Annotated in this window: 10 protein-coding genes and 1 pseudogene; 5 read left to right on the top strand and 6 right to left on the bottom strand. The window is 55.8% G+C overall.

Features of this window, described 5'->3' with window-relative positions; genetic code table 11:
- Positions 1-196: 196 nt before the first annotated feature.
- The 4 genes from thyA to rppH all read right to left on the bottom strand — a co-directional run bounded on the left by thyA (position 197) and on the right by rppH (position 4,884).
- Entirely contained in the window at positions 197-991 is a 795-nt protein-coding gene (gene thyA / locus AC236I_RS04715) for a thymidylate synthase (protein WP_180553440.1), read from the bottom strand.
- Between the two features lie 6 nt (positions 992-997).
- A complete protein-coding gene (gene lgt / locus AC236I_RS04710) occupies positions 998-1,873 on the bottom strand; it encodes a prolipoprotein diacylglyceryl transferase (RefSeq protein WP_004867092.1) in 876 nt (291 codons plus the stop codon).
- 221 nt (positions 1,874-2,094) lie between these two features.
- Entirely contained in the window at positions 2,095-4,341 is a 2,247-nt protein-coding gene (gene ptsP, locus AC236I_RS04705) for a phosphoenolpyruvate--protein phosphotransferase (protein ID WP_004867094.1), read from the bottom strand.
- A 12-nt stretch (positions 4,342-4,353) separates the two neighbouring features.
- Positions 4,354-4,884 carry an RNA pyrophosphohydrolase gene (gene rppH, locus AC236I_RS04700; RefSeq protein ID WP_004867097.1) on the bottom strand — a complete coding sequence of 177 codons (531 nt, stop codon included), beginning with the start codon at positions 4,882-4,884 and terminating at the stop codon, positions 4,354-4,356.
- Between the two features lie 441 nt (positions 4,885-5,325).
- Between rppH and AC236I_RS04695 the strand changes: the two are divergent.
- The 5 genes and pseudogenes from AC236I_RS04695 to AC236I_RS04675 form a co-directional block, all read left to right on the top strand.
- A pseudogene (locus AC236I_RS04695) lies at positions 5,326-5,478 on the top strand (hypothetical protein); the annotation flags it as partial.
- An 88-nt stretch (positions 5,479-5,566) separates the two neighbouring features.
- Positions 5,567-6,262: a DNA mismatch repair endonuclease MutH gene (mutH, locus tag AC236I_RS04690; protein ID WP_004867110.1), complete on the top strand. Its 696-nt coding sequence runs from the start codon at positions 5,567-5,569 to the stop codon at positions 6,260-6,262.
- A gap of 63 nt (positions 6,263-6,325) precedes the next feature.
- Entirely contained in the window at positions 6,326-7,039 is a 714-nt protein-coding gene (locus AC236I_RS04685; RefSeq protein ID WP_004867113.1) for a TerC family protein, read from the top strand.
- A gap of 123 nt (positions 7,040-7,162) precedes the next feature.
- Positions 7,163-7,381 carry a YgdI/YgdR family lipoprotein gene (locus tag AC236I_RS04680; RefSeq protein WP_004867116.1) on the top strand — a complete coding sequence of 73 codons (219 nt, stop codon included), beginning with the start codon at positions 7,163-7,165 and terminating at the stop codon, positions 7,379-7,381.
- Positions 7,382-7,616: 235 nt separating this feature from the next.
- Positions 7,617-8,657, top strand: coding sequence for an NADP(H)-dependent aldo-keto reductase (locus tag AC236I_RS04675; protein ID WP_004867120.1), 1,041 nt, complete (start codon positions 7,617-7,619; stop codon positions 8,655-8,657).
- 124 nt (positions 8,658-8,781) lie between these two features.
- Here the strand turns inward: AC236I_RS04675 and lplT are convergent, their stop codons facing one another.
- Both lplT and aas read right to left on the bottom strand, forming a co-directional pair.
- Positions 8,782-9,978, bottom strand: coding sequence for a lysophospholipid transporter LplT (gene lplT, locus AC236I_RS04670; RefSeq protein ID WP_015585838.1), 1,197 nt, complete (start codon positions 9,976-9,978; stop codon positions 8,782-8,784).
- Positions 9,971-12,130, bottom strand: coding sequence for a bifunctional acyl-ACP--phospholipid O-acyltransferase/long-chain-fatty-acid--ACP ligase (gene aas / locus AC236I_RS04665; RefSeq protein WP_165458719.1), 2,160 nt, complete (start codon positions 12,128-12,130; stop codon positions 9,971-9,973). Before aas ends, lplT begins: the two co-directional genes overlap by 8 nt.
- Positions 12,131-12,547 lie beyond the last annotated feature (417 nt).

Below are 12,547 nucleotides of genomic sequence, written 5' to 3'. Positions count from 1 at the left end.
TCCTGGAGATTGTTGTTAAGCCGGGGATGTCGTTTTTACGCTGGTTTGCACGCAAGGGGTCATCGCGCCAACCACCGTTTACCGGCATCGCCCTGCCTGCGATAAAGCAAAAAAAATGCTGGTCACCTTTAAGTGACCAGCATTAGCGCCTCAGGCACCGGTTTTTATCTCTCTACGACATCCTGTACCGGGCGAATTAAATCGCCACCGGCGCTTTAATGCCCGGATGCGGGTCATACCCTTCGATGTCGAAATCTTCAAAACGGTAGTCGAAAATCGACGCCGGTTTGCGTTTGATGACCAGCTTCGGCAATGGACGCGGTTCACGGCTCAGCTGCAGATTCGTCTGTTCAAGGTGGTTGCTGTAGAGGTGAGTATCCCCACCGGTCCAGACAAAATCACCGACTACCAGATCGCACTGCTGAGCGACCATGTGCACCAGCAGCGCATAGCTGGCGATGTTAAACGGCAGGCCGAGGAACACATCGCAGGAACGCTGATACAGCTGGCAGGAGAGTTTGCCATCTGCGACGTAGAACTGGAAAAACGCGTGACACGGCGCCAGCGCCATTTTATCCAGCTCGCCCACATTCCACGCCGAAACGATGATGCGACGTGAATCCGGGTCGTTTTTCAGCTGTTCCATCACGGTGCTGATCTGGTCGATATGGCGGCCGTCCGGCGCAGGCCAGGAACGCCACTGTTTGCCGTAAACCGGCCCCAGATCGCCATTTTCATCTGCCCACTCGTCCCAGATAGTGACATTGTTTTCATGCAGATACGCGATGTTGGTGTCACCCTGGAGGAACCACAGCAGTTCATGGATGATGGAGCGTAAATGACAGCGCTTGGTCGTCACCAGCGGGAAGCCTTCCTGCAGGTTAAAACGCATCTGATGGCCGAAGATGGAGAGAGTGCCGGTACCGGTGCGGTCATTTTTTTGCGTGCCCTCGGCGAGCACTTTCTGCATCAAATCAAGATACTGTTTCATGGTTCCTCAAGAAGTTTGTTGCTGCGGACGACGACGGTACGCCCAGACCATCATAATGATACCCGCAAGCACCATTGGGATCGAAAGAATCTGCCCCATGCTGATGTACTGTACCCATTCGCCGGTGAACTGCTGGTCTGGCTGGCGGAAGAATTCCACGATAATACGGAACAGGCCGTAGCCAATCAGGAACAGACCGGATACCGACCCGGTCGGGCGCGGTTTGCGGATAAACAGGTTCAGAATCAGGAACAGGACGACCCCTTCCAGCGCCAGTTCGTATAGCTGCGAAGCGTGACGCGGCAGTGCGCCGTAGGTATCAAACAGCGATTGCCATTCCGGATGAGACGGCAGCAGCGCCAGATCTTCCGCGCGCGAGCCGGGGAAAATCATCGAATAATGGAAGCTCGGATCGACGCGTCCCCACAGTTCACCGTTGATAAAGTTGCCCAGACGCCCCGCCCCGAGGCCAAAGGGGATCAGCGGGGCGATAAAATCGGAGACCTGGAAGAAAGTGCGTTTGGTGCGTCTGGCAAAAATGATCATCACGAGGATGACGCCAATCAGGCCGCCGTGGAACGACATGCCGCCGTCCCAGACGCGGAACAGATACAGCGGGTCCTGCAGGAAAACCGGCAGATTATAGAACAGGACGTAGCCGATGCGGCCACCGAGGAAAACGCCAAGGAACCCGGCATACAGCAGGTTTTCGACTTCGTTTTTGGTCCAGCCGCTGCCCGGACGGTTGGCCCGACGGGTGGCTAGCCACATCGCAAAAACAAACCCGACCAGATACATCATCCCGTACCAGTGGAGGGAGACCGGCCCAACGGAAAATATGACCGGATCAAAATCCGGAAAATGCAGGTAGCCACTATTCATCTGTCACCATAAAGACTTGTTATTCCGCCGAAAGTGGACAGCGGTGATCATACACGCCCGACCTATACGGGTGCTCCAAGGGGGCGAATAATAGCATAAGGTTAATTCGCTGGCCGTGCCGTTGTTGTAAAAGATATGTATACGGATGCTAACGGCCGTCGCGCGGCAGGTTAATCGCGACGCCCGGGGTACGGCCTCAAAGCCTTACCCGGGCAGATGCACTAGCGGCCGCCGCGGATCAAGCCGCCCAGACCGCGTCGCTCCATGAAGGCCGCCACCTGATGACGAACCTCGGTGGCCATCTGCGCTTCAAGGCTGCGACGCGACAGTTCCTGAGCTTCGGCAATATCGATCCGTCGCAGCAGGTATTTGACCCTCGCCACCGAACGACCGTTCATGGACAGATGGCGATAGCCAAGACCAATCAGGATCGTCACGCACATCGGATCGCCCGCCATTTCACCGCACAGCCGCAGATCAATACCGAAACGTTCGGCATCATGCGCAATCATCGCCAGCGCCCGCAGCACCGCGGGATGCAGGCTGTCATACATGCTGGCAACCCGGGTGTTGTTGCGATCGACGGCGAGGATATACTGAGTCAGGTCATTGGTCCCTACCGAGATAAAATCGACGCGACTGGCGAGATTCGGCAGCATAAAGACCATCGAAGGCACTTCCAGCATCACGCCAAGACGCGGGCGAGGAATAGCGTAGCCAATCATCTCTTCGACTTCACGGCTGGCGCGATCGATCAGGCGACGCGCCTCATCGACCTCATCAAGACTGGTCACCATCGGCAGTAAAATACTCAGATTGCCGGTGGCGGCATTGGCACGCAGCATGGCGCGCACCTGGATGAGAAATATTTCCGGCTGATCGAGAGTAATGCGGATACCGCGCCAGCCGAGGCACGGGTTCTCTTCGCTGATCGGCATATACGGCAGCTGTTTATCGGCGCCGATATCCAGCGTACGCAGGGTCACGGGCTTTTCATTAAACATCTGCAGCATGCCCTGATACTGGGCGACCTGCTCCTCTTCCGACGGGAAACCGCTTTGCAGCATAAACGGGATTTCCGTGCGGTACAGGCCGATGCCGTCGATAAAGTTGCCGAGTTTTTCTTCATGTTCCAGGCTCAGGCCAGCGTTCAGCATGACCTTCACCCGCTCGCCGCTTTTCAGCTCGGAAGTGTGTTCCAGATCGTCTTCCGCCAGCCGGCTGAGTTCGTTCTCTTCGCTGACCAGACGCTGATATTCTTGCAGCAGCGCCGGTTCCGGGTCGACCAGCAGTTCGCCGCGGTAGCCATCCACCACCAGCATGTGGCCGTGGAGCAGCGAAGGCTGAATATCGGCCCCCATAACCGTCGGGATCCCCAGCGCCCGCACCATAATGGCGGCATGGGAGTTCGCTGCGCCATCGCGGACGACAACCCCCGCCAGCCTGTCCTGCGGAACTTCTGCCAGCGTCGTCGCTGACAGCTCGTCGGCCACCAGCACAATACGCGCCGGCCAGGTGTTAGGCCCCTGAATCGTATCATCGAGATGGAAAAGCAGACGCTGACCCAGCGTACGCAAATCGCCGGCCCGTTCTTTCAGGTACCCGTCGCTTAACGCGGCAAACTGTTCGGCGAACTTCTCGATGATCTTTTTCACCGCCCATTCTGCCACCGCGCCTTTGTCGACTTCGGCAAACAGCTCGCGACGCAGACGCGCGTCGGACAAGAGGTGTGAATAGAGATCGAAGATCGCCGAGGTCTCTTTTTGCGCCCCGGCGGCATAGCGCTTGCTGTAGCGTCGAAACTCGTTCGCCGCCTCTTCCAGCGCACCGGTCAATCGTTCGCGTTCGGAAGCGGTATCAAGCGTTGATGCCTCATACACCTGCTCCATGAGCGGCAGACTGATGTCCATCCAGCCTTCGGCAATGGCCACCCCGGAGGAGGCGGGCAGCGCGCGAATACGCGTCTGTCGATACTGGCCAAACAGCGCGGTCAGCTGAGACTGGGAAAGAATAGCGGCCATTTGCGTCGCCAGGGTGACGAGAAACGACTCTTCGCTTTCATCAAACTGACGCAGCTCACGCTGCTGCACCACCAGCACACCAAGCAGCTGACGCCGCTGGATAATCGGGACGCCAAGAAAGGCGCGGAAGCGATCCTCTTTGACGGCAGGAATATATTTAAAGCTGGGGTGTTTTTGCGCATCGGCAAGGTTGATAGGCTCCGCAAGGCGCCCGACCAGGCCAACGAGGCCTTCGTCAAACGCGAGCGCGACGGTACGCCCGCGAGGTTTTTTCAGCCCGCGAGTGGCCATAAGGTAATAACATCGTCGGTCGTGATCGGCCAGGTAAACCGAACAAACTTCCGTTTCCATCGCTTTGCAGATATCGGTGACCAGGATATCCAGCGCCTCGTTTAAACGCGGCGCACTCGCGACCTTCTCGACGATTTCTCGTAACCGAGTGAGCATAATATGCGTGGCTTAACCTCTTTTACGTCGATAAGCAGGCGCGCTTTGCGGTTTAGGTGCACTTTCCGCCAGCGACATGGTCACGCTGGCAAACTCTTTCATCACCCGGCGGTACACGTCGCGCTTAAACGACACCACCTGACGAACCGGGTACCAGTAACTTACCCAGCGCCAACCATCAAACTCAGGTGTACTACTGGTTTGCATATTGATTTCCGCATCGCTGCCGATCAACTGCAGGAGAAACCACTTCTGTTTCTGGCCGATACAAACCGGCTTTGTGTCCCAACGCACCAAACGTTTAGGCAACTTGTAACGCAGCCAGTTACGGGTTGAGGCCAGGATTCGCACATCTTTACGACTTAACCCAACCTCTTCGAACAATTCCCGATACATTGCCTGCTCGGCTGATTCCCCTGGATTAATGCCCCCTTGCGGGAACTGCCACGAGTGCTGACCATAGCGCCTGGCCCACATAACCTGGCCCTGGCGATTACAGATTACAATACCGACATTTGGGCGGTAGCCATCGTCATCAATCACCGGACTACCTCAAAATAATCTTCAATGTGAATGATTGTTTCACACTCGCTGTAAACGGTAAACCACTCTGTTGTCACTGTGCGATCGAATAACATTTGAATAACTCACAGTAATCAGCAGAGTTATAAACAACGAAAGCGATCGAGCCCCCATTTTATTCACTTTTTCTGTGGATAGAGTTGTGAAGAAGTATGGAATTACCCCGGGAAAACCCAGAGTAGTCCGAAGTGCTTACGAATAACATAATTTGATAATGGCATTATATTCATGATGTTAGCACATATATCTTTCAATAATTACAGTTAAACGTGATGATCATCACATATGCGATCCTGGAACTGATGAAAGATCGAACAATGTCGATTTTATCCACAGATTATCCGAGTCCACTGGGCACATTTTGTCTAAAAATTCGATTTTCGTCGCACGTCAAGGCTGTAAATGGAAACAGTAGTGCCGCTTTTCCCCAGTTATCCCATTTTTCTGTGGATAACATGGTGTAAGATCCTGTTCATTGCCAGTGACCAGTTCTGGAAAACCCGGTATCACTCTTTTCATAACGACAAAAAAATGAAAAAAAACCCATACGAATCATCAAATTGTCATAGTTACCCAGGAAAAGGTAAACTCTATCCACAACGCACTGAATTACCGTTCATTTTTTAACCAGAGGTTTTACCGTATGCCCGCCATCGCGCCGTTAACGTCCCCACCGCAAACCCAGCAGCAGCTCCTGGCCCAGGCGCAGGGGCTGGCAGGCTACTCGCTGGGCGAGCTGGCGGCGCTGGCGGGGATTCCCATTCCTCGCGATTTAAAACGCGATAAAGGATGGATCGGTATTCTGCTGGAGATTTGGCTGGGCGCCAGCGCCGGAAGTAAACCCGAGCAGGATTTCGCCGCGCTGGGCGTCGAGCTGAAGACCATTCCTGTCGATAGCCAGGGCCGTCCGCTGGAAACCACCTTTGTTTGCGTCGCCCCACTCACGGGTAACAGCGGCGTGACCTGGGAGAGCAGTCACGTGCGCCATAAGCTCAAACGCGTCCTGTGGGTGCCGGTGGAAGGGGATCGCGCCATTCCGCTGGCGGAACGCCGCGTCGGCGCCCCGCTGCTGTGGAGCCCCAATGAAGAAGAGGATCGCCAGCTGCGAATGGACTGGGAGGAGCTGATGGATCTGATCGTGCTCGGCCAGGTGGAACGCATCACCGCCCGTCATGGCGAGGTGCTGCAGCTGCGCCCGAAAGCCGCCAACAGCAAAGCGTTAACCGAGGCGATTGGCGCCCGCGGTGAGCCGATTCTCACGCTGCCGCGCGGCTTCTACCTGAAGAAGAATTTCACCGCCGCCCTGCTGGCCCGTCATTTTCTCCTCAGCCACGATTAATTTTTTGTTCTGCCTGCCAGGTTGCATATAATTGCGACTTTCTTTTTTGCAGGACTTTGAACAATGTTATTTGCATGGATAACCGATCCCAACGCCTGGCTGGCGCTCGGTACGCTGACGCTGCTGGAGATCGTGCTGGGGATCGATAATATTATTTTTCTCTCTCTGGTTGTTGCCAAACTGCCCACCGCCCAGCGTGCTCACGCAAGACGTATCGGGTTGATGGGCGCGATGCTGATGCGTCTGGGGCTGCTGGCCTCTATCGCCTGGGTCGTGAAGCTGACCAATCCGCTGTTTACCGTTTTCGACCATGCGATCTCGTTTCGCGATTTGATCTTACTGCTCGGCGGTCTGTTCCTGATCTGGAAGGCGAGTAAAGAGATCCACGAGTCGATCGAGGGCGAAGAGGAAGGGCTGAAAACCAACGTCCATTCATTTATGGGCGCCATCGTACAGATCATGGTGCTGGATATCATTTTCAGCCTCGACTCGGTCATTACCGCCGTTGGGCTGTCGGATCATCTGTTCATCATGATGGCTGCGGTGGTCATTGCCGTCGGCGTAATGATGTTCGCCGCCCGACCGATTGGCGACTTTGTTGACCGTCATCCATCGGTAAAAATGCTGGCCCTGTCGTTTCTGATTCTGGTCGGCTTTACCCTGATGCTGGAAAGCTTTGAGATACATATTCCGAAAGGCTACATCTACTTCGCGATGTTCTTTTCGATTGCCGTCGAAAGTCTTAACCTGCTGCGTAATAAAAAAAATCCGCTGTAACCCACAAAAATGCAGCCCAAACCTGGGCTGCAAACTTTTTTAAGACTTTACTGCTTTTTATGTCTCACAAATCAGGCTATTAATACACTGGTGTGAGGTGCGACCATTCAAGAGGTAATGACGATGAAAAAATGGGCAGTATTGATTTCCGCCGTAGGACTGGCGTTCTCGGTTTCCGGTTGCAGCAGCGATTACGTGATGGCGACAAAAGACGGACGCATGATCCTGACCGATGGTAAGCCAGCCGTTGATGATGATACCGGCCTCATCAGTTACGAAGATCAGCAGGGCAATAAAATGCAGATCAACCGCGACGATGTCTCGCAGATTATTAAACGTTAAGACTTTTCGTCGGCCAGCCGCCTGCCAGCACTTGCCTGGCGAGGCCGCCTTCTCCGACAGCGAACCCTCTTATTAAAGAGTCGGGATCCTCTGAAACCTCCGCGGCATCGCGTCTTCGGATTATGAAACCCCGGCTTTTTTGATTTTTTACTTCCTCTTTTTCTCCCCCTCTGCCATTTTGATACTCCTTTGTCGGGGGAACTCCTGACCTTGTTAATAAAAAAGGAAGCCGGCTATGCAGTATCACCGTATCCCACACAGTTCTCTTGAAATCAGCACGCTCGGGCTGGGCACTATGACTTTTGGTGAGCAGAATAGCGAGGCCGACGCGCACGAACAGCTCGACTACGCTGTCAGCCAGGGCATTAACCTGATTGATGTCGCTGAAATGTATCCCGTACCGCCGCGCCCGGAGACCCAGGGGCTGACGGAAACCTACGTCGGCAACTGGCTGGCGAAACGCGGCAATCGCGAAAAGCTGATTATCGCCTCTAAAGTCAGCGGCCCTGCGCGTAACAACGACAGCAGCATTCGTCCGAACCATGCGCTGGATCGTAAAAACATCCGTGACGCGCTGCACGACAGCCTGAAGCGCCTGCAAACCGATTATCTCGATCTCTACCAGGTTCACTGGCCGCAGCGCCCGACCAACTGCTTTGGCAAACTAGGCTATAGCTGGACCGACTCCACGCCGGTTGTCACCCTGCTGGATACGCTTGAAGCGCTCACCGAATTCCAGCGGGCCGGTAAAATCCGCTATATCGGCGTCTCCAACGAAACGGCCTTTGGCGTTATGCGTTATCTTCACCTGGCGGATAAACACGACCTGCCGCGCATCGTCACCATCCAGAATCCCTACAGCCTGCTGAACCGCAGCTACGAAGTGGGTCTGGCGGAAGTCAGCCAGTATGAAGGCGTTGAGCTGCTGGCCTACTCCTGTCTGGCATTTGGCACCCTGACCGGCAAGTACCTTAACGGCGCAAAACCGGCCGGCGCGCGTAATACGCTCTTTAGCCGCTTCACGCGCTATAGCAGCGAGCAGTCGCAGAAAGCGGTAGCGGCCTATGTCGATATCGCCAGACGTCATAACCTCGACCCGGCGCAGATGGCGCTGGCCTTTGTCCGTCGTCAGCCGTTCGTCGCCAGCACCCTGCTGGGCGCCACCACGCTGGAGCAGCTTAAAACCAACGTGGAGAGCCTGCATCTTGAGCTGAGTGAAGCGGTATTAGCGGAAATTGAAGCGGTGCATCAGGTCTATACCTACCCGGCACCGTAAGCGTCGAACTCGCCCGGATAGCGGCTGACGCCTTATCCGGGTTACCACAGAGACTAAGCCATCGCCCGGCTGGCCTGATGCGAGCCGGGGATCCGCAGGTGACGCCGTAAACGGCCGACGCGAGCTACGACTGACGTCGGCCCCACAGCCACAGCGCGGCGATCGCCAGTGCAAACACCGCGCCAAAGCCAATCCCGACGCCAACTACCGGAATACCGATTCTCACCGCCAGCGAATAGAGCCCCAGCATCAGCAGCATGGCCACGTTTTCGCCGAGATTCTGCACTGCAATCGCATTACCTGCGCCAACGGTATGCTTCCCGCGCTCCTGCAGCAGCGCATTGAGCGGCACAATAAAGAAGCCGCCAAAGATACCGAGCAGCAGCAGCAGAGCAAATGCCGGTAACAGAGCGTGCTGTACGGCGAAGAGGATCACCGCGACGCCGATTAAAATCCCGGCAGGCATACAGCGAGAGACGGTTTGTAGGGTGACCAGCCTGGCCGCCGCGCCGGCGCCCAACACGATCCCGACGGCGACCATCGCATTGAGATAGGTCGGCATGGCGTTACTGGTGATGCCAAGCGCCGCCGGAACCCACAGCACCAGCAGGAAACGCAGCGTCACGCCGGCGCCCCAGAACAGGCTGGTTCCCATCAGGGAGAAACGTGTTTCGCCATTCCGCCAGAGTGTCTTACAAGCGCTAAAAAAGCTGTGGGTCATCGGCGTAAAACGCCATGACTGACCGGGACGCGCCGCCGGCAGCTTCGGGATCCACAGGTTGGCGATCACCGCCCCGCCGTACACCAGCGCGCAGATGGCCAGCGCGGCCAGCACATGCCAGTCGGCCAGAATGCCGCCGGCCATCGATCCCAGCAAAATCGCCGCAATGGTCGACGACTCCATCAAGCCGTTAGCTTTCACTAACTTATCTCCGGTGGTCAGCTCGCCAAGAATGCCGTATTTGGCCGGCGAATAGGCCGCCGCCCCCATCCCCACCAGGGTATAGCCGATAAACGGGTTCAGACCAAAACAGATGCAGCCTGCGCCAACCAGCTTCATGCCGTTGGCGACCATCATCACTCGCCCTTTGGCAAAGCTGTCGGCAAACTGGCCGACAAACGGCGCAAATAGTATGTAAGCACCTACAAACAACATCTGCATCACCGGCTGGCTCCAGTCCGGATAGAACTGCTGCTTCATCAGCGCCAGCGTGGCAAACAGCAGGGCATTATCGCCAAATGCCGAGAGGAACTGGGCGCAGATGACCGCCATCATTCCTTTTGAGTACAGCGAGGTGTTAGTATGTACTGACTCACTCATCAGAATCTTCCATCTGCTCAACCATACTTTTAAGGGTGACAAAGTCCGGCTTGCCGCTGCCGAGAACCGGCAGCTGCTTCAGCCAGCGAATGTCGCGCGGTACCGCCAGCTCCGGTACACCATGTTCACGGGCGTAGCGCAGCAGTTTTTCACGGTTCAGTTCATTATCGGTGGTAAACAGCACCAGCGCCTCGCCTTTACCGGCATCTTGTTTAATCGCCGTGGCATGCATCTTGTCAGGTGAGACGCCCAGAGCAACCTGCTCAACCATTTCCAGTGACACCATTTCACCGGCGATTTTCGCGAAGCGCTTAGCACGTCCCTGAATGCGCACGTAGCCCTGCTCGTCAAAGGTGACGATATCCCCGGTGTCGTACCAGCCGCTTTCCATTTCGCCATGCTGATTTTCCGCCGTCGGCGCTTCCAGCACGCCCGGGTTCTCCACCCGCAGATAGCCGTTCATGATGTTCGGCCCTTTTAACTGCAGGCGGCCGCCCTCTTCAATACCCGGCATCGCCAGCAGGCGCGCATCCATCCCCGGCAGAATACGCCCGACGGTGCCCACCTTCGCCGCCATCGGAACGTTAATCGATACCACCGGCGCACATTCGGTGACGCCATAGCCTTCGAGAATGCGCAGGCCAAACTTATCCTGCCACAGTTGCTTTGTGCTCTCCTGAAGCTTTTCCGCCCCGGCGACCACGTAGCGAAGCCGATAGAAATCGTACGGGTTGGCAAAGTGCGCGTAGTTCGCGAGGAAGGTCGAGGTCCCAAACAGCACCGTACAGTTGCGGTCGTAAACCAGTTCCGGCACCACGCGGTAATGCAGCGGGCTGGGATAGAGGAACACTTCTGCACCGGTAAACAGCGGGGTCAACAGGCCGACCGTCAGCCCAAAGGAGTGGAACAGCGGCAGCGCCGACATAAAACGGTCGTTGGCTGTAAAGTCGGCAATGGTTTTAATCTGCTCGACGTTGGCCAGAAGACTTTTATGACTATGCACGACCCCTTTCGGGTTGCCTTCGGAACCGGAGGTGAAGAGGATAATCGCCGCATCTTCCGGCTGCTGTTTGACCTGCGCCAGTTTCGGCGCCAGCAGATGGCCGAAGATCCACAGCTTATCGCCGGTCGTAACGTCGCCTTTCAGGTCTTCAAGAAAGACCCAACGCACCTGAGTAAGCTGCTCCGGCAGATGCCAGAGTTTGCCTTTATCAAGGAAGGTACGGGAGGTAAAAATCGTCTTGATTTCCGCGGCGCTAATCGCGCTACTCAGCCCTTTAACCCCGGCGGTGTAGTTCATCATCGCCGGAATACGCCCGCGGGCAATAGCGCCAAAAATGACCGCCGCGCTGATGCCGGCGTTGGGTAACATCAGGCCGATTTTTTCACCCTGAGCGCTGTATTTTTCGAGGATGCGCGCCACAAAGAGGGTTTTGGTCAGCAGTTTGCGATAGGTATCGGGTTGAAAGTTAATGTCTTCCACACAGGGTTTTCGTGCGCCGAACCGATCCTGCGCCGCCAGCAGCGATTCATACAGCGTTTCCCGTGGACGCACCGCCATGCGCGCTTCCATCATGATCTGGTGCAGCATTTCCCCGGCAATTTTGCGGCGATCGCGGGCGCGGGGAGCCTGAGGCATTTCAATGCGAGTTGGCGGCAGCAAATGCAGCTGGATCCGAGGGAACAGACGACGTTTGACCAGCCCCTTGAGACGACTAAACGGGGTCAGCTCCGCGCCTTCGATACGCAGTGGGATAATGGTGGCCTGCGACTTTGCAGCCACAAACGCCGCCCCGTCATAGATTTTCATCAGCGAACCGCTGACCGAGATACGCCCTTCCGGGAAAATAACCACCGGACGCCCCTGTTCAATCAACCGCACCAGGTGTTTTATCGACATCGGTTTCGTCGGGTCGAGCGGGACAAAATCGATCAGCGGCGTCAGCACGCGCATAAACCAGCGCTGGCTGATAGAACTGTACACCGCAAAGACCGGTCGGACGGGCAGGAATAAGGCTAGCAAGATCCCATCGAGGAAAGAGACGTGATTCGGGGTGATCAACACCTTTTGTTGTTGCAAGGACTGCGTGTCGCCGGTCACTCTGACCCGATACAACCCTTTGAACAATAGCCTGAAAAATGCCAACAGCATAACAACTCCATGTGACCGGTTATTAAGTCATTGCAGGTTACACGAGAAGGCGGTTGAAAGCAGTGCGAGGAAGAATGTTTGGCAGAAAAAAAACCTGCGCATCTGCGCAGGCCGGTGCAAGATAATCAGTACGAAACGCGTACTTAAAAACTCACCTATCAATACCTCTGGGACCCTGATTGTCAGGTTTTTTGCCCCTGCCGCACCAGCGATAAAACGCAAGGGAATAAACCTAAGTGCAACCAGTTATTGCCATTTTCGCTATCTGTAACAGCGGCGAGCGGTGGACAGGAAGAGGGGGATCTGCTGCGGGGGGCGAGAGCGTTTCACGGGAGCGGAACGCGACATCTTCCGCCTGCGGGCAAAAAAAAACCTGCGCATCTGCGCAGGCTGGTGTAATTAGAGTGGCCAACGTAA

Source organism: Klebsiella sp. Sb-30 (genome assembly GCF_057652795.1).
The sequence above is the reverse complement of the archived record's forward strand: the minus strand, read 5'-3'. Positions and strand labels throughout refer to the sequence as shown.